We start from the raw sequence: 21,882 nt of genomic DNA, 5'->3' as shown, positions 1-21,882 counted from the left end.
AGTCAGCCCTTGACCGACCCAATAAGTACACCTTTGACGAAATGCTTTTGTAGGAAAGGATACATACATAAGATCGGCGTGACAACGATGACGACGGCAGCCGCCTTCAGCGCCTCTGGTGTCAGAAGAACCTGCTCCAGCGCCTCATTCCCCCCCATGTTGTTCAATAAGTTACTGTCCACCAGACTAATCATCTGATACAGCTTGACCATAACGGTGAGTTTCGTTGATTCTGTGATATACAGCATCACGTTGAAATAACTGTTCCACCAGCCGACGGCGTAGAACAAAGACAACGCCGCCAAAATCGGCTTGCACAGCGGCAAGTAGATTTGTAACAGGATCCGCCAGTCTCCCGCACCATCGATGGAAGCCGACTCCTCAATTTCCTCCGGCAACCCTTCCATAAACGTCTTCATCACGAACATGTTATACGTACTGATCAAGCCCGGAAGCCATACCGCCCAATATGAATTCATAAGCCCAAGCGACTTAATCAAAATAAAATTCGGAATCAACCCAGCGACAAAGAGCATGGAAATTGTAATGAACATCAGCAATACGCTTCGCCCCACCAATCTCTTCCTTGAGAGCGGGTATGCTGCCATAATCGTCAATATTACGTTTAGTAGTGTTCCGATAATCGTAACGATGATGGTATTTCCCATTGCTTTGATGAGCTGTCCATCATCAAATAGCCGATCATAAGCAACGGTGTTGAATTCAATTGGCCACAAGAACACTTCGCCGGACGTAATTGCCCTACTGCTGCTGAAAGACGCCACGATTTCGTACCAGAAAGGGAATAAGGTTAACAACGAAATAACACCTAGGACTGCGTAAGCGCTTACCAATGCGATTTTATTTAAGAGTTTTGTTTCGGTTCGTATCATCGGATCACCACAACCCCCGTTCCCCGAAAAGTCGGATCAGTCGATTGACGCTGAGAATAAGAATGACCCCAATGATGGATTGAAACAACCCGATGGCCGTCGTGTAGCTGTAGCTCATGTTCTGAAGCCCTACCCTATACACATACGTACTAATGACATCGGCCACATCCAGTACGGAATTATTCTGGAGGACAAGGGTCTGCTCCAATCCTACATCCATCATTTGTCCCATTCGGAGAACGAGCAGAATGGCTATGGTACCGCGAATGCCGGGCAATGTGATATGCCAGATTTGCCGCAGTTTGGCGGCGCCGTCGATTTTGGCTGCTTCATAGAGCTGAGGATCAATCGAAGCCATGGCCGCCAGATAAAGAATGGTTCCCCAACCAGCTTCTCGCCAAATCCCTGCAATGGTATAGGCAATCGGCCACCAGAACGAATCTGCCATAAAATAGATGCTTTCCCCGCCGGTTATTTTCTTCAATAGAAGATTCACGATTCCCGTACTCGGCGATAACGCAGCAATGACAATGCTCCCTAGCACCGCCCACGACATAAAGTGGGGAATGTACAGCATATTTTGCACGATCCGCTTATACCAGTTACGTCGTACTTCATTTAATAAAAGAGCTAGAAGTATCGGAACGGGGAAGCCGAACACCAGACTATACAAGTTAAGAACAAGCGTGTTTCTTAGAATCCTCCAAAAATCTGAGCTTGCGAATATCATTTGAAAATGTTTGAATCCAACCCAAGCGCTGCCGAATACACCGTCCGAGAATCTGTAATCTTTAAAAGCAATGACCTCTCCGACAATCGGCACGTATTTAAATAGAAAATAAAATCCGATGACAGGCACAAGCATAAGATATAAATGTTTGTCCTGCAGCATTCTACTCCAGATCGACCGCCTATGTGTTCCGTTTCGTACTACATGCGATCCGGCCTGCGATTCCGCTGTCGCTAACCTCCCCTTCATATGTTCTCATCCTTTCACATCATCTCGCCTCACCTTATCGCATGAAGACATGCGACTGATGAGTGCTACGATTCAAATTGTAGGATAAGAAGCCTTAACCCGGAAAGAGACGCATTATACTATCAGTGACTTTTCTTACAAAATATTGGGTCGCATTTTTTATGCTTCGTTCATTTTTTTGTGATGAGGTTCGTAAATGCTTATTCCACGGCGATTTCTGTATTTGTATCTAGCACCCAATCCCGATGTTCCGAAGGCGTCATGCCTGTATATTTCTTAAATGCCCGCAAAAAGCTTCGAGTATTGCTATACCCAACCTCTTCGGCAATATCGTTGATTTTGCGATTCTTATCTATGAGCAAACCAACAGCAGCTTTAATCCGTGTCTCAATCAAGTAATCAATGAAGTTCTTCTCGGTATGCTCTTTGAATAATTTGCTGATGTACGTAGGAGTGAGCTCAAACTGATCAGCCAACTGTGCAAGTGAAAATTCGCTTTCTCTATAATGTTCCTCGATATAGATCAACATGGCCTCGATCAATTTATTGCTGCCCCGCTGCTCCCGTTTCTCTTTAACTTTGCATGCTATCTGCGTTAGCACGTCCAGAACGATCTGCTCCAGCATCTTCCAATCATGACAACGGTTCATTCGTTCGTGAAGATTGCCCATGCTATCTAGTACTTCGTCTGTTTCAATGCCTGTCGCAGCAATGGCCTGCAACGATTTCATCACCAGCTCATAGGATAAATGCCGGATAAGCTCTGGAGATAGACTGTTCCCAATCGCCTCCTGGTATAAGAGTGCAACATTTTTCCTGATTTTCTCGATCTCCGTGTGCCTAAGCGCTTCAATAATGCGCTCTGTCATTTTAATGAGCCGGTAGTAATATTGATTATCCGAGCCAATCAAATCTTCAAATGAGATAACGGCATGGCTGCCGAACACCATGCGATATTGCAGTGCTTTTTGTGATTGCTCATACGATGTCGGTATATCCTTCATATTGGAATAACATCTACCTACCCCGGCCGTTACGCGTAGTCCGAACTGATGCTTCATAATGTCCAGAATGAGTTCAAGAATTGTTAGGGCTTGCAAATGGTTCTGTTCCACATCTCCTTCTGCAAAGCTAAAAATAATGGCAGATCTACCTGAACCTAAATCGATTGCAATGCCGGCGGTCTCCATATTGATCAATTCTTCGGCGACATTACAGAGCACGTAGGTATATAGTGTCTCATCCTTGGAGCTCATACTGCCTTCTTTCTCAATCTCGGCCGTACAGACGACAAACATGCTCGGATGCAATGGAAACCCAGTAAATTCTAACTGGAGGTTTACGGACGAATACTCAGTTCGATAACCCGCTAACATATCCATCACGATTCTCCATTTCAGGATTGGCTTGGAGTCCCGAACTCGCTGCTCCAACTGCTCGCGATCCATGAACATTTGGTCAAACACCGTCTCTAAATAATCGAGTCTGGCGGCGTGCTCCGGCTTCATTGGCTTGAATACGCCAGTCATTTTATTTACCAAGCGATCCAGCGGTCTAAAGGTTCGACGGTTCACGAAGAACAGTACGGATAATGCGAGTACGACCATCAGGACAACAATCCCGATCATGAGATTTCGAATCGATGCCAATGGATGGTACAACTGAGTCTCAGGAATAACGCTTACAATTCTCCAACCCGTATAATTGGACTTTGTATAAAAGATGGACTGCTTGCCTCCATTCCATTCGACTGCGAATTGTCCACTCCCCTTCTCGCCTAATATCCGGTTGATGTAAGGAATGTCTGTCATATTCTTATATAATTGTGATTTGTCATCATGCGTCACGATGTTCCCTTTGTCATCGATGATGAACGTATGTATTCCCTCTTGATTGCCCTCGAACACATCGCTAATCATGCGGTAGAGTACCTCTTCATTAATATTGACAGCTACAAGACCTTTCCTGTAATCTGGACTACTTATTAGCGGATAGGGCCGGATCAACGTGACAACATCCTTCATTTTCTCTCCATCCCATATTTTGTGTGTCGCGATCCACTTCGTATAACCCTCCATATCTAGATAACTTCCTAACCAATGATCTTCTGATTCGTTTTTGTTGATATAAGCTTTATCCGTCAATACATCACCGCTCGTATTCGAGTAGACAAAGACGGAGGAAAATTGATCGTTGGCATGAACCATCGTTTTCAATTTGTTCGACAAACCGAAGAAATTCGCATACTTCTGTGAGACATCATCGAAACTGTCATACATGAAATACACGTATTCAAGTTGTTCAGACAAATTCAGCAAATCTTTCTCTGTTGAGCGAAACACGAGTTCGATCTTATCGTCGATCTGCTTGAGTAGCGCAATATGTGTGTCTTTCAAATCGCTCCGCAGACGTCCTACCATCCCGAAATAAGACAAGCTAAATGTAAGGATAATAACGATGATAAAGATCGATCCATAAATCATCATAACTTTCCCCGAAATACTTAAGCGCATAACATATCCCTCCCTTAGCAGATGATTGGATGTAATTCATTTCGTCGTGAATTACTATATCACTCTTTAAAATTCTAGAGATAGGAAAAATTCCCTCCTGTTCCATCGTTTCTCTCTAGTTAAGAGCCTTGATGGACAAAAGGGAATCTATCTTGATTACGAATTCGTTGTTTGCGTGGGTAGATTACCGTACTAGTATTATTTGACTACCGCCTTTCACTTCAATGACTGCACCACTCACTTCCAACCATATCGAATGATAAGAGGGATTGTATACAAGATCCATCGCAGCAGAAAATTGGAGGCTCTGATAGATTCGCATATAATCTACAATTTCGATGTTCGTGGCGTACCATATATCCTCACGGTCACTAACGGATTCACAAAAGCTTTCGATTAGTTCCCAATTATTGTTTTGATCGAACTCGTAGCTGTGTCCCCAGATATACATCAAATAGAGATGCTGTCTTCGTCCAAGCTGCTTGAATGTCTCGGTCAATGCAAGAAGGTTTTGGTTGTGGTGACAGGTCGGCTTCCACGTGAAGTAATCATCCGGCATGTGAAAATCGCCATGACTTAGGACGGTTCTGGCATATTCGATCCCGAGGTGTGGGAGCATCTCTTGGATCTGGCGGTTGAATGAACCGTTGGGATAGGAGAACCCTCTGACCGGGTAGCCTGTGACTCGTTCTAAAGACTTTCTGTCTTCAAACATCTCACCAACGATTTGTTCCCTCGAGCATCGTGTTAGTGTCGGATGCGTAACCGTATGCACCGCAATTTCATGGCCTTTGTACAGATCCTTGACTTCTTCCATAGGAATTCGATCATGATGTCCGGCCAGTCCTGAATTTAAATGGAAAGTGCCTTTAATGCCGTATTGATTGAATAAGTGCACCAATCGTCTATCGGCTGATCTTCCGTCATCATAACTCATTGTGAGCACCTTATGTTTCCCTTCAGGGAACGTCAGTTGTACATTAGGCATATGTTCCTCCCCAGTAATCGTGTACGAGCGATAACAGTATAAGCTCTATTGTAAATGTAAAGGATATATCCTCTCAAAACTTGGGTGAATGTTCAGGTTTTATGGGGAAATTTCCGAAATAGCAAGAGATCATTGGGAGAACACATGGTAAATCACTTACTACTCATCATGTATTCGTTATATCCTGGCACCCTTGTCATCATCAATTTATTACACTTGATAAGCCGATACCTTCAAAACAGCACTCTTTTCATAAAACATTTGAATCGCCGCTGTCTCAGCGTCCGTCAGTTGCTTTAGCGGCTGCCTTGCTCTGTACGAACGGATAATGCCTTGCGCATAGCAAATATACTTTTCGTAAGGGATCACATCGAAAGACACCATATGCGCAATAACCTCATTAGCCTCGACCTGCAGTTCCGGAAGACTTGACCAGTTGCCCCGCTCCGCTTCTTGATACATCTGGACGAATAACGGAGCCATCATATTATAGGTACTGCCTATAGCACCGTCGGCTCCAGTGAGAGCGCCAGCCGCATACACCTCATCATGTCCGTTGAAGATCAGAAAGCGGTCTCCACAGCGTGCACGAATTTGCTGCATCTCGAACAGGTTGAGCGATGTGAATTTGACGCCGATGCATTGGGGATGCTGGGCCATCTCTTCGTAGAAATCCATCGATAATTGGACGCCTGTCGCTCCCGGGTAATGATAGATAAGCATTGGCAGCGGGACAGCGGCCATAATTGCAATATAGTGTTCCTTGATCTGTTCTACTGTCGTCTTGTAATAAAACGGCACCACTGCCGACATCGCATCGACGCCCTGCCGTTCGGCATGACGCGCCAACTCGATCGAAGCTTCCGTACCGATGGCTCCGACGTGGGCAATGATCGTTGACTTCCCCTCCGCCGCGCGGACGACTGTCTCCAGCACCTCTTGCCTCTCCACCGTATTCAGGATGAAGCCCTCACCAGTACTTCCGCCTACATAAAACCCTTTAACGCGCTGGCTTTGCAAATGTCGAACTAGACGGGCAAGTGACTCATGATCAATACTGCCGTCATCGTGCATCGGCGTAATAAGCGCGGTATACACGCCTTTGAAATCATAAGAATTAGTCATCTCTATCGGCTCCTTTTTTTAAAAAACTATCAACCCTTTACGCTCCCTGCGGTCATTCCCTCGATCAAATATTTCTGAATAAATGCGAAAATGACGATAATCGGTAAAATAACGATAACCCCGCTTGCGAGCAATCCGCCCCAGTTGGTCGAACCCATGCTTTCCATCAATTCGGCGATGCCGACCTGAACGGTCTTTGCGTCGATAGAGCTGGTTAAAATGAGTGAGTACTGGTAGTCGTTCCATCCGAGAATAAATGCATATAGTGTGATTGACACCAACCCCGGCAAACTAAGCGGAATAATGACTGTGAACAGCGTCCGCCACTTGCCTGATCCGTCAATCGCCGCTGCTTCCTCCAGCTCGGGCGGTATGGTGCGGAAAAACCCGCTCATAATCCACACACCAACAGGTATCGTCAGTGTCCCGTAAATTAAGACCAAAATCGCTTTCGTATTCAGCAGTGAAAACGCTGCCGCTATTTTGTACCAGGGAATCATGATCAACGGACCCTGAATCATCTGGGCCAGCACGATTAGCACTACGACCAGGCTAACGCCGGGTACCTTATAACGGGCCAGACCATAGCCGCTAATGCAGGCGATGGCTCCTGTAACCAGTGCGGTGATACCGCATACGATAATTGAATTGAGCAGCAGTCGGGGCAGCTGTAATCCTACATCGCCAAGCGCCCAGCTGTAATGATCCCAAGTTAAATTGTCCACGATCCAGGTCGGAATCGTTGAGAACATTTCCGTGTCCGACTTCAGCGTCGTGACGATCAGCCAAGCGAACGGCAGCAGCGTGAATACCATCAACAGCGCCAGCCAGACATAATTTGCCGTTCTTTGAGCAAAAGACTCTTTCATAAGTCGCACCTCGAATCATGCATCGTTGTTAGTGGTCCTATCCTGCATAGTACAAGCAGGACCAAGACTCGTTAGAACATCGTTTTAATCGGGTATAATATTGTTCCTCTGATGCCTATTCTAGGTTTCGGCCGAACAGACGCGAGTAAATACCGACGAGAATCAATACCATCGCCATCGACAGCGTAGCGATGGCCGAACCTTTGCCGAGATCGAAGTAAACGAATGAATTCGTATATAAATACGTCGGCAAAATACTGGTCGAATAGCCCGGTCCACCGTTCGTCAGCGCCCATATCATTTCGAATTTGGTCCAGGAGGAGACAATGCTGACAAGCCCAGTCACGTACATGATCGGCTTGAGCATTGGCAGCGTAATCCGGGTAAACCTCTGCCACGCGGAAGCCCCATCCATATGCGCCGCCTCAATCATTTCTTGGGAGATGCCCGTGAGTCCAGATAGCATCATCAGCGTAATATAGGGGAATCCCTTCCACGCCGACGTTAGCAGCAGTGCGGGCCAGACCAGTTGTTCATCTCCAAGCCAGACGATATTTTCCGAAATCAAGTGAAACATTTTTAAATAATGATTGAATAGTCCGTAATGACCGTCGTAAATCCACTTCCAGACAATGCCGATAATGACGACCGGCGATACCCATGGAACCATCATCAATCCACGCCACAACCCTCTGAACCGTATCTTGCTGAACAGAATAATTGCGGCGGGTATTGCAATCGCGAATTGAAGGGCAGTGGAACCCAGAACCCAGATGAAGCTGTTCCAGAAAATTTGCCAGAAAGCTCCGTCATTCACGAGCAGCTCCTTGTAATTGCCGAAGCCGTTGAATGACATGCCACGTCCGGAGATGAGCGAATAGTCGTACAAGCTCAGCCGGATCGTTTCAACAAGCGGATAAAATTGAAATACCACAATATAAAGGACGACGGGCGCCAGCAAAAAATACCCGAAGCCGAATTCCCGAAAAAACGCCGAAACGCGTCCCCTCTGTCGGTTGAGCGGCGGATCCTGCCTATCTAGTCTCAGTATGTCGGACATTTCTTACGCTTCCTTTCCTTCACCGGTCCCATAACATCCTGTGAAGCTGCAATGGCTCGGCATGCAGCTCCACGGGAGTCTGGCCTATTCCAGTTTTGCCTTGATTTTGTCAATGCCGTCTTTGATGGAGGCATATGCCTCTTCTACCGTCACTTTGTCGTTAAGCAGCTTGGCCATCTGTTCCTGAACGATGACTTCCATCTCGCTTTGTCCCGGAATTTTGTCCATCGGAACGCCGGATTCATCCAGCAGCTTGCTGAAGTCGTTCAGCATCGTCTTGTGTCCCTCTATCGCTTTTGGATAAATTTTTTCCGACTTCTTGATAATTTCATCGAGGCTTGTACTCTTGATCGCTGTCACGTTGACGACGGATGCTGCCGTGCTGTTGAATTCCTGGGATGACCATTCCTGAATGAGTCTCCAGGCGACTTCCTTGTTTTTACTGTCCTTGAACATCGCGATACCGACGTTCGATACCGGCGCTTTGGCTGATGTGCCTGAAGGCCCCTTCGGATACGCTATCGTACGGGAGACATTGACGATGTCTGGGTTAATGCTGTATACATTGGCTGTAAAGAACGTTCCCGCCGCAATCATGCCAACCTCGCCATTGCTGTATGCGCGGAACATTTCCGGGTACCCCCAGGTCAGATGCGCTTTCGGCTGATAAGGCTCCAGATTTTTGAAATGCTGAAGCGTTTCCAGGTATTTGTTTTTGCTCTCAGCTGACGTATCGCTCAGCAGCAGATTATTGCTATATGCGGCCGTGAACGGCACACGGAATGCGAACCGGGCTGTTCCAAGCGGATAGCCGAAACCGTACTTGCCGTCTTTCGTCATCGCCTTGGCTGCTTTCTCAACATCCTCCCACGTTTGCAAGTCCTCCAGCTTCATGCCTGCTTCGTTCAGCATTTTCTCATTGACGATCATCGTGAAGGAGTTCGCTAGATTCGGTACAGCGTACAGTTTGCCGTCCTCTTGGGCATATTCCATCGTACCCGGCAGAAAATCGTCCTTCTTCAAATGCTCGCCTTCTTGCTCAAAATAGGGGGTCAAGTCTTCCAAGCCGTTCAATCGAACCAAATTGGTGATGTCTTGCGTTTGTGTGAGATCCGGGACGTCCCCCGAATTTAACATGACGGATAGTTTTTTCTCCATATCGGCCCACGACAGATACATGTACTCGATATTGACGTTCGGATATTTTTCCTTCATTCTCGCCTTGAACTGTTCAGCCAGCTCTTTCTCCGCCTCCGAAGTTCCCGGATAGACGAACCGGATGTCAGCCTTGACTGTGTTCCAGTCGATGGCCTCTCCGCTTGCCGCCGTCGATGGCGGCTGGCTGTTCTTTCCATTCTCTGCCGAGTTATTCCCGCCAGACGTTCCGCATCCGCTCGCTAACAGCGACAGTGCAACAACCGCCGCGCCGAACCCAAATCTCTTTTTCCCCCTGCGCATATCTGATCACCCTCCCGTTTGGACTTGTCTTGCTTGTGCACAATCCCATCTTACCCGCAGATTCGATACGCAACAATGCGGCAATTTCAAGGTTTAGTGGACTTCGTCAAGTAACTGGTTTCGATCTTCTACCTCCATATTGAATGTAGAGAAAGGATTTGCTAATGTAACAGTATAAATTGTTTATAACATTATTTTCCTATGCGGATGATCAAGCGCCGCCTGTTGGGAGGCTTTCCATGTTCGTATTCAGACATCTGCAAACGAAACTGTTCGTATCCTTTGTATTACTCGTCCTCATTCCGCTGCTGACGCTCGGCTTCTTTTCGTTTCGGACCGCCACCTCCTCTTTAGAGAAGGAAACGGAGCAAAATCAAGCCCAGACGGTACGCTTGATCGGCAACAACATCAAGCTGATGCTGGACGACGCCGGCGACATTACTTCCTACATTATGAATAACGTTAGCTTACAAAGCTTGCTCAGCCGGGATTATAACGGAACGGTCAACACTGAACAGGCTGCCGCACTTGCTTATCTCGACAACATCAAAGCCGCCAAAAAATACGTTAGCTTCCTTGTTATCTACGGCCAAAACGGCTTTTTGTACCGCGATTTCAGCGAGTTTTTCCGGCAGGTCATCCCGTATTCCGACTTCGCTGAGATGCCGCTATACACCGCTGTTGCTTCCCGGGACGGCGAGGCATTCTGGACGTATTACAGCACCCCCCTATTTACATTCGGGCACAGCTACAATGAAATTATGATTGGACGGCGGATCGTCGATTTATATGACCCGGACAACAAGCTCGGCTTGCTTTTTATGGGTGTTAATCGTGACGCTATCGGCAATATCATTCAGGACATCGAGATTGTGCGCTCGTCTAACATCTTTATTTTTGATGACAACTACAATCTTGTATCGAGCAAAAGTCAGGACAACGGATTAAAAAAAACACTGATGGACGATCTGAAACTCAAGCAGCAGCTTTCACTTAAGTCGCATTCGGAGATCTATGATATTAACGGAAAGCGTTATTCCGTCGCCAGTACGGTCGTGGAACCATATCATTGGAACATTGTGAGCCTCACACCGCTGGAAATTATCCGTAGCCAACACCGAATCATGCTAAATGTGACTCTCGTCCTATCGTTATCGCTGCTCGCTCTTGTCGGGTTCTGTTCGGTATTCCTATCGCGCAGTATTACAAAACCGATTAAGAAGTTACTCCGTTCCATGAACAACTTCAAACGGGGCGACTTCAACCAGAATGTCGAGGTCACCTCACGAGATGAGATTGGATTGCTTACCCAAAAGTACAATGATATGGTCATGGAAACGAACAGTCTCATTCAGAAAGTGTACATTAGTCAAACAAAACAAAAGATGATTGAGCTTAAGACGCTTCAGACTCAGATCGAACCGCACTTTCTGTACAATACGCTGGACTATATTTTCCTCAAATCGAAAATGAACGGTGATGATAATACAGCCCAGGTAACGCAATCCCTGACTGAGCTCTTCCGTCTTTCTCTTAACAAGGGTAAAGATTATTATACGATTCGTCAGGAGATGAGCCAGGTCAAGGCCTATATTCATATCCAATATGCCCGCTTTCCGAACCGATTCATTCCTTGTTATGAGATCGATCCTGACATCATTCACTTCTATATGATGAAGCTACTGCTTCAGCCATTGGTGGAAAACGCGATTCTACACGCCTTTAGTACAAAGCGGGCACAGCCCGGCACGCTCTCGATCAGAGGAAGAAAACTGGACGAGCAGCGGGTTGAATTCGTCATCGAAGACGATGGATGCGGCATGAGCCCGGAGATGGCAAGTTCTCTGCTTGAAAGTGATACCAGCGGCACCGGTTATGGCATCCGTAACGTCAATGAAAGACTGACGATGATGTTCGGGCCGGAATACGCACTACGTATTGAGAGCGAACTGGGGCATGGCACGCGTGTTATGCTGGTTATCCCGCTCATATCAGACGAAAACCAATGGAGGCTGCTCTATGAAAATCATGGTCATTGACGACGAACCCATCGTACCTAAAGCCCTTCGTGCCCTTATTCCATGGGAGGAGCATGGTTTTACTTGGCTTCCGCCTGCCGATAACGGAGATGAAGCGCTGGAGCTTATCGAGCGAGACAAGCCCGATCTGCTGTTACTGGATTGCCGGATGCCGGGCAAAACTGGCCTGGAGCTGTTGCAGGAAATCCATGCGCGGGAGCTGCCGGTTAAATCGGTCATCTTGAGCGGACACGACGAGTTCACGTACGCACAGCAGGCGCTCAAGCTAGGCGCCCTGGATTATTTACTAAAGCCGCCGGATCTCGACCAGCTGCTGAATGTTGTCCTATCCATCCAACAGCAATGGAAAGATGAGCAAAAGCTCAAAAGTCAACTTAAGGACCATCTGCCGCTGATCCGTTTCCGTTTTCTTACTTCTTTGCTGGAGGGCGCCTGCTTCAACGACGATCTGTTCGTGGAAAAAACGGAGTTCCTACACATCCCTCTGCGGATCGGTCCCGTATATCTAGCAATCATCGAGCTGGACGAAGATCCGGACTTTCCGAAAAACTACTCTTATGAAGATCAGCAGTTGATGAACTTTGCTGTTATGAATATAGCTGAGGAGACGCTTGCGGCATGGCCAGACAAATTCTTGATTTGTCCTGAGCACAACCGATTCATTCTGCAGGCCAATGTCACACCGTCGCAGAAGGCTCAGTTTCGGGAGGATTTGTGCAGACTGGTAAGTAATCTGCGCGAGGCGCTTCACTATACGGTGATGATCGGGGTATCGGTGCAAGGGATGAGCCTCAATACGGAGGGCAAACATCTCTATCAATCGGCTCGGACGGCGTTGGAGTACAAATACTATACCGGTCCAAACCAGGTCGTGTTCGTTGAGGATCTGGAATGGGAAAATACCGTCTCACCGAATCAGAAGTTTCCAGCTTCCACTCCAGTTGACGAAGCGCTTCAACTTGCGCTCAAAGTCGGTAATCCCGATCAGCTCACCCGATGGCTAGAGGACTTTATCCAACATTTGAAGAGCCGCGACTATCCTGTACAAGTGACCAAATCCATTGCACTCCAGCACATGGTGGCAGCTGCGGACTCGCTGATGGGCATGCACCCGAAGCTGGCACTCGACGAACTGCTTCCCGCCGGTCAGATTACGATGTTCTTCGAAACGTCTACGCTGGAGCAGTTAGTGGAAGAAATGCGACGCTATATGGATGTACTCCTGCGGCGGACCCTCGATTTTCGCAAAGTCGGTAAAAACGCGATCGTGGAAAAGACAAAGCGATTTATCGAGGATAATTTCAGGGAGTATGTGACGCTGGAGACAGCAGCACAGGCAGTCTATTTGTCGCCCGTCTATCTAAGCTTTTTGTTCAAGCAGGTCCAAGGCATCAACCTGTCGGATTACTTGACCGAAATACGGCTTGCCGAAGCGAGACGATTACTTGCGGAAACCTCTCTGAAAACCTATGAGGTGGCACTCCACTCCGGCTACCAAGACGAGAAATATTTCTGCCGTCTGTTCAAAAAAAGGACTGGCCTGACACCGACCGAATACCGCAATCGCGAAACTTGATCGGCCATACCGCTCAAAAGATTAATATAATCTACCAAATCTAGACTCTATCCAATAGGTTAGAAAGAGTTGATTTGGTATGATTCTTAATGTAAGCGCTTTATAATTTATGTCCAAGGAGCTGATGATTCTTTTGAAACAAGCTGTTTCCTGTTTGCTGCTCGTTTGTCTTATGGCGGCTTTGGCTGTGCCAGCAGCCGCTACCGGTTACCGTGTCGATCCGAAACGGATCTATGCAAATGATGGCACCAATGATTTCTGGTGGTCTCATACGCGTTGTGCCACCCTGCCGGGACAAGGTCAAAATGGTACTCCGGCGATATTGTGCACGGCATCCAAAGATTTGAACGACAACCACTCCGATGTGTTTTATGACATCGCCTACACGGTCAGCACTAATCTTGGTGACAGTTGGACGCCTTACAACGTTATCCCGCAATACGATTGGAAGACACTTCCGAATGGCTACAGGGGCATGCTCATCGATCCCGTTCCTGTCTATCATGCTGCAACCGGCAAGATCATACTGCTTGGCATGGCACAGTCGTACGACGCCAATTACGGCAAAAAGCAAACCTATCCTGCATACGCCGTATTCGACCCAACTATCGAAGCCTGGAGTGCAGATTGGCAACTCTTTGATTGGCCACAAGTATTCGGTCATGCGGGAAGCTCTTATCCACAAATAGACGAGCAGACGGGCAAGGTGTTATGGCCGATCCATTCGACCTCCGGCTCTGGCGCGCTGCAAGTTGTGACCGCCTCCTTCGACGGGACCTCGTTGATATACGAAAGCATGAGCGGTACGGTCCCGAACACCGGTGTACACGGCAATCGTTCAGGTATCGAGGCTTCGCTGACCATGTTCGGCGGCGAATACTTCCTAACGAGCCGTGATGACACGAATAATCGTTTGACCAAGAGCGTTAACGGTATCGACTGGCAGCCCGCCGTTGATCTACAGTGGGAAGACGGCACTCCCATCGTCGGCAGCATGAATACGCAGATGCATTGGATTACGCGACCGGACGGCTTGTATCTCGTTTATACTCGGCAAGATCCCGTCAATTCGGATGTGTTCCGATATCGGGCGCCTCTATGGATGGCCAAGATGAATCCGGAAACGCTTAGGCTTAAGAAGGAAACAGAGCACAACGTGATGCCAAACACGACCGACCGTGCGCAGCTCGGGAACTTTGGCACGCTGGATGTTACGCCAGAGCTGAGTATTGTGACCAGCAATGAGTGGAATTCGCTCCAGCCTAACAGTACCATCGTGTCGCGTATCTGGTGGAACCGTTCATTGCTCGGGAGCTGGCCGCTGAACGAAACAGCCGGGATGACGGCCGTCGATACATCAGGTGCAGGACACGACGGCTCGATCTCAGGTGCAGTACCAGGCGCGGAAGGGCACTTTGGTCCAGCACTGAGCTTCTCCCAAGCTGGCGATCACGTCAACCTTGGCCATTCTGCGGACGGCTCGTTTGACTTCGGCTCGACGCAGGACTTTACTGTCTCGGCATGGGTCAAGACAAGCCATACCGGATCGATCCAATATATCGTGAACAAAGGCGATACCAACGGCTCCTTCTGGCTTCGCTTCGAAGCGGACGGCTCACTCCGATTCCTGCTCGATTACGGGAGTACGTTCGATGCAGTACAGTCCGCCGTTTCCTTAGCGGACGGTAAGTGGCATCATGTCGCTGGCGCGGCAGACCGCGATGCCGGACTACGGCTGTACGTCGACGGATCGATTGTCGCGCAATCGTCTGCGTTCCTGGGAGGCGACATAGCTAGCAACCTCCCCCTGACGATTGGTTCTAATTCAGCTTTGACGTTAAAGGGGCTGATTTCTGAGGTTAAATTATTCAATTATGACTTAGAAGAACATGAGATGCTTGCTCTTGGTGGTGTCGCTGGAAGCTGGAGCTTTGACGAACCGACGGTGGGAAGCGGCATTATCACAGCCAACGATATAAGCGATTACGAATACGGGATGCTTTTGAACGGCGTGGCTCGCAGCTCATCAGGCAAATCAGGAGGAGCTGTCCAATTCTCGGGAAGTGGACAATTCGTCAAGCTTGGTGATCCGGATTCCGGCTTGTACGACTTCGGCACAGATCAAGACTTTAGCCTGACCGCTTGGTTTAGAACCAATGTTGTCGGCACGCCGAAATACATCGTAAATAAAGGGGATACGAACGCTTCCTATGCCCTGCGAATCGAGAGCAACAATACAATTCGATTTTGGCTCGATTACGGTAGCACCGTCGATGTCGTGCAATCGACCCAGACGTATACAGACAGCAACTGGCATCATGTCGCGGCTGTAGCGGATCGGGACACGGGACTGAGACTGTATGTAGACGGTATATTAGTTGGAGAAAATAATTCACTGCTCGGAGGTAACATCTCGAACAAACTGTCGTTGACCGCCGGACATAACTCGTCCTCCACAATGAACGGCCTAATCGACGAGGTTCGGCTGTATCGCTATGCGTTATCGGAAGAACTTTTACTGAACGAAATTGTAGGTGATTAAATCGGTGTACAGTCCCTTGTAGGACAAGTACTTGGACCTTAGCGCTGATTCTCTCTTGATCGGCAGATGTGACACAAGAATTGGAATCAAACAAAAACAACATAAAGCATTATGAAGTGCACCCCTTAGAATAGACATCGGATAAACCCCCTGGTTTGTCCGATGAAATTCTAGAGGGTGCACTTCAATTTCGGCACCGCAGTTTAATTATTAACCCTACAATTGGATTTGTTTCATGTAAGTTTTGAATTCCTCAGCGATTTCTTTGTATTTTGTATGATGCAGGTAATGAGAACCTTCCATCGGGATCATTTTTCCCTGTGCGGATTGTTTGACTTGCTCTTCATGAAGCGGAATCCACTGTTTATTGTGCTCATTATTCGATTGAACGAAGAGAAGCAACGGCAAGTCTTTTGGCATTGTGAGTTTTTCTCCATTTTTAAAATTGGAACCGAGGTGGCTCAGTTCATTCATCAACGTTGGATTGGTCGCGACTTGATTCGAAATCAAACGCATCTGTTCTTTGGTATGCTCATCGAATGCAAGCGATTTATACGCATCTCCGCTCACTTTTTGGAACAATCTCATCAGACCTGATTTTTGAAGAAATTGCATGGATTTCAAAGGTAATTTGACATCCATCCCGGGTTGATTGGGAACGCTGCTATCGATGCCGACAAAAGCAAGAACTTCATCCGGATAAGTGTTCACATAGGTCGCTCCGTAAAGTCCCGCGATGGAATGTCCCATTAGAATGTAACTGTCTAAACCCAGTTGCTGCAAAGCTTCGTGAACCTCACTTACTATATTCTCCGTCGTTCTTTCCTTCTCGGTTTTATCGCTCAAGCCATAACCGAAAGGCTCGACTACCACGACTTTATAATTAGGGGTAATTTCATCGATCAGCAATTTGAAATCAAGTGCAGGCGACGGGGTTCCTTGTCCCGGTAGGAGTACAACGGTTTGTTCTCCGCTGCCTTGAATGAGCACATTCATCTTTTTCCCATCCACATTGACATACTGGCCATAGGATTCGATTTTCTTTTTCTCTACCCCATCGCTGATTGTATCAACGATAAAAACGATGCCCATGAACAGCACGAGCGCCCCTACAATACCTCCGATTATTTTTAACCATAGGTTCCGTTTCTTGTGGCTCTTAGTCCCAGTTGTTTTTATTTCTACCTTATTTGCCACGTTCATCTCTTCCCTTCCTTGTCTCTGTATCTGAAGTGCCGCCTTGACGACATATTCAAAGTGTAATCAACTAAGATGTACTCATCGTGACGACAATATGAACGGAATATGAACAAGTCAAAAAGGAGGCGTTATATCTGAAAGATATAAGCACCTCCTGGAGACATATTTAGATCAACAGCAAATCGGAATGCAACACCTTGGAATACTTCTTACAAGATTTAAACGCTCATCGTATTATTTGTTGACGGTTACCTTGATGATATCACTTATGGTCTCTCCCGCTGCATTAACCAGCTCCGCCCGGTATTCATAATTGCCGGAAGCGCGACCAGTGACGTCAGTCGTAGCGCTCTGCGCCGAAGGCGTGTTGGCGTTTAGCGCCTGCGTGTCGATCAGTTGCCCGTTCTCATAAAGGCGGTACTCTGTGGCATTAGTGCCCCACCACAGATTCATCGTTACTTTATAAGAGCCATCTCCGTCCCAGTTGTCATGGGCCAGGACCGGCTTGCCCGGTGCGGCATCGCGGATCGTCACCGTGAGCGGCTGGCTCTTGCTTGTGCCGTATTTGTTGGTAAGCTCCACTGTGTATATATAGGTGCCATTCGTCTTACCGTGAAGCGCTGTGCTTGCCGTCTGCGCGGAAGGAGATACATCCTTCAGAGACTTGGAATCGATCAATGTGCCATTCTCATAAAGCTTGTAGCTGGTAGCGTTATTGCCCCACCAGAGGTTCATGGTGACGGTAAAGTTGCCGTCACTGAGTCCATTACCGTAGCCGCTGTTCGAAGACAACACTGGTTGTCCAGGTTTGTCAGTTGCAAGCGCCGCTCCGACAGTAATTTGGAACGTGTAGCTCTTTTCGGCAGTGTTGCCTGCGGCGTCGGTCACGACGTAGTTTACAGTATGGGACCCGGCACCCAGCTCCGCAGCATTCAGGGTCTGTCCGTCTGCTATGGGCTGTCCATCCAGCAGAAGCTGCTTGGAGGTGACGCCAGACAGATTATCTTCGGCAGCCAATACAAACTTAAGCTGGGCTTCCTCCTCCACATCTCCGACCGCATGACCGGACTCCGTCAGCTCCGCTGTCGGTGAAACCGTGTCGATATTAAGGCTCAGTGTCTTAGTTTCTTCCACCTTTCCCTTGCCCGAAACCGCATGATAAGACAGCGTATGCCGTCCATCTTTGCTTACGGCCAACGGAGTGCTGTATACGGCTTCCGCACCGCCGTTCAGCGAGTAATAAACTTTAGCTGTATCGGAGTCGGCCTTCAGGGTCACTTCGGTGGGCTGGTTCAACCAGCCGGCAGCGTTCGGATTTACCGACAGGGTTGCCGTCGTTACCGGAGCCCCCACTTCTTCCACAATGCTGAAGTCTCCGAGACTTCTAGGTTTGAGTTGGTATACGTCTTTGAATATCGCGGCTACGCCCGTAATATCGAGCTTCTGTCCTTCCGCATAAGGGAAGCTGTCTTTCGTGATGCCCGTCCGGGCATCCACCCGGATGTGATTGCTTGTCCCGCCATCGGCGATGGCGTCAAATTCAAAGGAACCGCTTGGAGTGGCTGTGATAATATTCGTCACTTTCACGCCTTTAAGCTTGAGCAGCTGACCTTGATTGGTATCGTTCACAGCCGGCACGTCAACGGACTCGGGCAGCATCGCAGTGCCGGTCTTCTCGATCTGCACAACTTCGGTCAACTCTAGCTCCGAATTGAACAGCGCCGTGGACGCTGTTACCTTGACCGTGTCGCCGGCATGGAAGCCACTTTGGCTCTGGTAGACATAAAGACCGCCGGTCTTATCCTGCAGATAAAAGGTTTGCCCGCCGAATATACCCGGCTCAGTCGTTACGATCCCCTCAACCGTCACCAAGGATCCAACAATCTTGGTCCGGGCTTCGCCGATGGAAACGGTCGCCGGAATCGGATCTTCCTCGTCCGGAAGCGGTTCTGCTGGGACGTTACCGAGCGTTACTGATTCGGTCTTCAGGTTCGTTCCGTTCTGGCGCAGACGCAGATTGGATGCAGCCGTGGTGCCCGGTTTGATCTGCACGGTCAGATCTTTGTAGGCATGGCCGTTCAAGTCTGAAGTCAGGCTAAAGTTGGCGCTGTAAGCATAGCTACTCGGCCAAGTGCCGTCACTGTTCTGGATCTTGGCGATCTGGGCACCGCTACTCACCTGGTAGATACCCAATTGGAAGCCTGATATGCTTGTATTGGCAGGGAGATTATCTGCGCTGACACGAATCTGGAAATCCTGCGCGTTCGGCAGCACCGTTTGGTGCGTAAAATTGTACACCGCACTTGCAGTAGCCGCCGGTCCGCCGTAAGAGCCCGCCTTGTAGCTGGTGCGGTCAAACCATTTGTAGCCGGCATTCGGAGCGGCCCATGGCTCTGGCTGAGGCTCAGTGGAAAGCGCCGGCTCTTCGAATGGCAGCAGCTGAGTCGGCTGATCCAGTGTCAGGCCACTTACCTTGGTGAAATCCGTATAGCTCTCTTGTTCGGCGAGCCAGTTAACGGTGTTCACCAGGAGCTCAGCATCGTTAGCTTCCTTGAAGCCATCGTAAGTCGTTTTTTTGGCACCGGTATCCTCGCGCAAATACTTCGGTGTGGCATCCTCGACTGGGGAGGAGTCGCCGAGAAAGGCGGCTTTGCCGGAACCTTTTTTCGCCACGGCCACATAAGGACCTTCTGCTACGCCGCCGCCATTGTAGACACCTTGGTCCACCGCGTTGCCCCAAGCATTGTTGGTTTTCGGCAGATAGACGATGCCCTTCGCCCGGGTCGGGTCGAGGATTGCCAGCGTGGAGCCGGCATGCATGGCTACACTTGATACTCCTGAAGTAATACCGAAGGCCTGATCGGGAGTCACGATATTGGTCGCGTTAATGTCACCCAGCGCATTGAAGCGGAACCGGACGCCGAACTCTTCCGCCAGCCAGTCGGAGCTGACCACGCCTTGCATTGCCGCGGAACCGGCCTCTTCGGAGCTCATGCCTTTGGCCGGGTTGTCCCAAGCTCCTCGGCGGTAACCGTTGAATGCCTCATTGCCGTCCCAGCGGTTCTTATTGCGGTCCGCATTGTAATGATCGCCGATGAAGAAGATGCTGCCGCCGTTCTCCACGTATTCCGCCATAGCTGCCTGCTCGCTGGATTTATATGGAATGTTAGATTCGGCCACGACGAAGACGTCATAGCTGGAAAGATCGCCTAGCGTAATCGGAGTGGTCTTACGAAGCTCTTTGACGTAATAGCCTTCTTGCGCAAGCGCATTACCAAAATCGGAAAAAGCGCCATTAATAACCCAGTCGGCCGCTCCGGCCGTCTGCGCGTGGGTATTGTCAAACAGAATTTTCTGGCCTGCATGTTCGTTGACCACTTTGGCTTCAATGAATGGGGCGGGGTCGCTTGGCCCCTCAGCGTATATCGCCGAGCCGGCTCCGAATGCGAACAAATGCAGGGGTACGGCAACAGATGCAACCAGCATGCTTTTTAGCAGCTTCTTATTCCAACCTGAACGCTTCTCCTTCATATTCTTCCTCCTTAAGATATAGATCGGTGGATTTTTCCATAATTGTCCACCGCTTTCGTCTAATATGCTATCTCATAAGGATTAGGAAAAACATAGATTTTTGTAAAGTGTTGTAAATTTATACTTTCGGCCTATACAGTGGGTGAAAACAAGGTCGAATCTTGGAAATAAGCTATAAAAAAAGTCTTAGTGATACTGGAGTTTAGGTCCGGAACGTCCTAAGTGTTTCTACAAAAACATAACAACTGTCAGCGGCAAGTAAAGTATTAGACTGACCCTAGAATTAAAACAGCGACAGCAAAGGACGAAAAATATAGTCCTAGACTGTCGCTGTTTAATTGAACTAACGTTTCACGTTAGTTTAGCACTATTTGAAATATTAGCCCCTGAATGATTCAAATTATTGGAATCAGAAAATATAGAAGATGAGACCTTTGCCCTTGGCTATAGTTTGACTGTAGAAACGCCGGATTTCGTTAAAATGCTGAAGCATGTAAGCAAAGAACTCGTCCTTATCCTCGTCTGAAACAGTATCAGGCTCTAGAGGATATACCTCGTTCTTGACCATGGCCGGGAAATCATACCGCAAGCGGAGCTGTGCTTCATCCAGCGTAGATATAGCCTGAAGCGCTTCTGCAACTTGCTCGGCACGTAAGGAAAACGCCCCGTATGAGCCAAAATCGATGCCTCTGTCTGACGTCAGTGGAACAACATAGCCAAGAGGGGCATCTCCATCGGAGATATCTCCACAAAGCAAGTAGTGAATCGCCTCCCAGGATCTATCAATGTCCAGTCCGGGATAATCGTCTATTTTCAAACTCTTCAATGCAATGTCTCCTGCTGCGATTTTCTGCACCAGATTGTCATCCATTGCAAAGTAATAACCACGCATTCCCATGTTCTCAACCTTCTTTCCATTTTTAACCCCATAAATTTCCATGCACTGTTATTGTAAACTGCCTGTTAGCTGAGTGAAACATCTTTATTGAAAAACGGTTATCACAACCAATATATAAAATCCCACTTTTTTTCTCTTTTGAATGTATTTATAACAAATTTTACTGTGCTGAAGTACTGATTCATGAACTGTGTCCTACACTAGAAACTAA

Annotated in this window: 14 protein-coding genes; 3 read left to right on the top strand and 11 right to left on the bottom strand. The window is 48.2% G+C overall.

What is annotated here, in order from left to right:
• Positions 1 to 2: 2 nt before the first annotated feature.
• From PAENI_RS14115 to PAENI_RS14080, 8 genes are all read right to left on the bottom strand, one after another.
• On the bottom strand, positions 3 to 893 hold the full coding sequence (locus PAENI_RS14115; protein ID WP_149645718.1) for a carbohydrate ABC transporter permease: 891 nt from the start codon (positions 891 to 893) through the stop codon (positions 3 to 5).
• 4 nt (positions 894 to 897) lie between these two features.
• Positions 898 to 1,872: an ABC transporter permease gene (locus tag PAENI_RS14110; protein WP_149645717.1), complete on the bottom strand. Its 975-nt coding sequence runs from the start codon at positions 1,870 to 1,872 to the stop codon at positions 898 to 900.
• Between the two features lie 200 nt (positions 1,873 to 2,072).
• A complete protein-coding gene (locus tag PAENI_RS14105; protein WP_149645716.1) occupies positions 2,073 to 4,385 on the bottom strand; it encodes a helix-turn-helix domain-containing protein in 2,313 nt (770 codons plus the stop codon).
• Between the two features lie 184 nt (positions 4,386 to 4,569).
• On the bottom strand, positions 4,570 to 5,373 hold the full coding sequence (locus PAENI_RS14100; protein ID WP_149645715.1) for a polysaccharide deacetylase family protein: 804 nt from the start codon (positions 5,371 to 5,373) through the stop codon (positions 4,570 to 4,572).
• A gap of 210 nt (positions 5,374 to 5,583) precedes the next feature.
• Complete coding sequence (locus PAENI_RS14095; RefSeq protein WP_149645714.1) at positions 5,584 to 6,498, bottom strand: N-acetylneuraminate lyase; 915 nt, start codon at positions 6,496 to 6,498, stop codon at positions 5,584 to 5,586.
• A gap of 29 nt (positions 6,499 to 6,527) precedes the next feature.
• Positions 6,528 to 7,250, bottom strand: a complete 723-nt coding sequence (locus tag PAENI_RS14090; RefSeq protein WP_188114566.1) for a carbohydrate ABC transporter permease — start codon at positions 7,248 to 7,250, stop codon at positions 6,528 to 6,530.
• 232 nt (positions 7,251 to 7,482) lie between these two features.
• On the bottom strand, positions 7,483 to 8,427 hold the full coding sequence (locus PAENI_RS14085; protein WP_149645712.1) for a carbohydrate ABC transporter permease: 945 nt from the start codon (positions 8,425 to 8,427) through the stop codon (positions 7,483 to 7,485).
• Between the two features lie 84 nt (positions 8,428 to 8,511).
• Positions 8,512 to 9,885: an ABC transporter substrate-binding protein gene (locus PAENI_RS14080; RefSeq protein ID WP_149645711.1), complete on the bottom strand. Its 1,374-nt coding sequence runs from the start codon at positions 9,883 to 9,885 to the stop codon at positions 8,512 to 8,514.
• 416 nt (positions 9,886 to 10,301) lie between these two features.
• Here PAENI_RS14080 and PAENI_RS14075 point away from each other — a divergent pair, with 416 nt between their 5' ends.
• The 3 genes from PAENI_RS14075 (at position 10,302) to PAENI_RS14065 (ending at position 16,042) form a co-directional block, all read left to right on the top strand.
• The gene (locus PAENI_RS14075) at positions 10,302 to 11,924 is read left to right on the top strand and encodes a sensor histidine kinase (protein WP_410477468.1); all 1,623 of its coding nucleotides are present in this window, start codon (positions 10,302 to 10,304) and stop codon (positions 11,922 to 11,924) included.
• A complete protein-coding gene (locus tag PAENI_RS14070) occupies positions 11,905 to 13,500 on the top strand; it encodes a response regulator (RefSeq protein ID WP_188114565.1) in 1,596 nt (531 codons plus the stop codon). The genes PAENI_RS14075 and PAENI_RS14070 overlap by 20 nt, the downstream gene beginning before the upstream one ends.
• Before the next feature lie 133 nt (positions 13,501 to 13,633).
• On the top strand, positions 13,634 to 16,042 hold the full coding sequence (locus PAENI_RS14065; RefSeq protein WP_188114564.1) for a LamG domain-containing protein: 2,409 nt from the start codon (positions 13,634 to 13,636) through the stop codon (positions 16,040 to 16,042).
• A gap of 216 nt (positions 16,043 to 16,258) precedes the next feature.
• Here PAENI_RS14065 and PAENI_RS14060 read toward each other — a convergent pair whose 3' ends face one another.
• The 3 genes from PAENI_RS14060 to PAENI_RS14050 form a co-directional block, all read right to left on the bottom strand.
• Positions 16,259 to 17,245 carry an alpha/beta fold hydrolase gene (locus PAENI_RS14060; RefSeq protein ID WP_149645707.1) on the bottom strand — a complete coding sequence of 329 codons (987 nt, stop codon included), beginning with the start codon at positions 17,243 to 17,245 and terminating at the stop codon, positions 16,259 to 16,261.
• Positions 17,246 to 17,476: 231 nt separating this feature from the next.
• A complete protein-coding gene (locus PAENI_RS14055) occupies positions 17,477 to 20,773 on the bottom strand; it encodes a chitinase N-terminal domain-containing protein (RefSeq protein ID WP_149645706.1) in 3,297 nt (1,098 codons plus the stop codon).
• Positions 20,774 to 21,182: 409 nt separating this feature from the next.
• Positions 21,183 to 21,671, bottom strand: coding sequence for a YfbM family protein (locus PAENI_RS14050; RefSeq protein ID WP_149645705.1), 489 nt, complete (start codon positions 21,669 to 21,671; stop codon positions 21,183 to 21,185).
• Positions 21,672 to 21,882 lie beyond the last annotated feature (211 nt).

Source organism: Paenibacillus sp. B2(2019) (genome assembly GCF_008370385.1).
Taxonomy (GTDB): Bacteria; Bacillota; Bacilli; order Paenibacillales; family Paenibacillaceae; genus Paenibacillus_AQ.
This window is presented reverse-complemented; position numbering and strand designations above follow the sequence as displayed.

Bases quoted from the DNA above. Each gene is read 5' to 3' on its own strand.
- PAENI_RS14090 (WP_188114566.1), bottom strand. From the start codon at position 7,250: ATGTTCTCAACGATTCCGACCTGGATCGTGGACAATTTAACTTGGGAT.
- PAENI_RS14050 (WP_149645705.1), bottom strand. From the start codon at position 21,671: ATGGGAATGCGTGGTTATTACTTTGCAATGGATGACAATCTGGTGCAG.
- PAENI_RS14110 (WP_149645717.1), bottom strand. From the start codon at position 1,872: ATGAAGGGGAGGTTAGCGACAGCGGAATCGCAGGCCGGATCGCATGTA.
- PAENI_RS14055 (WP_149645706.1), bottom strand. From the start codon at position 20,773: ATGAAGGAGAAGCGTTCAGGTTGGAATAAGAAGCTGCTAAAAAGCATG.
- PAENI_RS14070 (WP_188114565.1), top strand. From the start codon at position 11,905: ATGAAAATCATGGTCATTGACGACGAACCCATCGTACCTAAAGCCCTT.
- PAENI_RS14085 (WP_149645712.1), bottom strand. From the start codon at position 8,427: ATGTCCGACATACTGAGACTAGATAGGCAGGATCCGCCGCTCAACCGA.
- PAENI_RS14100 (WP_149645715.1), bottom strand. From the start codon at position 5,373: ATGCCTAATGTACAACTGACGTTCCCTGAAGGGAAACATAAGGTGCTC.
- PAENI_RS14105 (WP_149645716.1), bottom strand. From the start codon at position 4,385: ATGCGCTTAAGTATTTCGGGGAAAGTTATGATGATTTATGGATCGATC.
- PAENI_RS14115 (WP_149645718.1), bottom strand. From the start codon at position 893: ATGATACGAACCGAAACAAAACTCTTAAATAAAATCGCATTGGTAAGC.
- PAENI_RS14080 (WP_149645711.1), bottom strand. From the start codon at position 9,885: ATGCGCAGGGGGAAAAAGAGATTTGGGTTCGGCGCGGCGGTTGTTGCA.
- PAENI_RS14095 (WP_149645714.1), bottom strand. From the start codon at position 6,498: ATGACTAATTCTTATGATTTCAAAGGCGTGTATACCGCGCTTATTACG.
- PAENI_RS14060 (WP_149645707.1), bottom strand. From the start codon at position 17,245: ATGAACGTGGCAAATAAGGTAGAAATAAAAACAACTGGGACTAAGAGC.
- PAENI_RS14075 (WP_410477468.1), top strand. From the start codon at position 10,302: ATGCTGGACGACGCCGGCGACATTACTTCCTACATTATGAATAACGTT.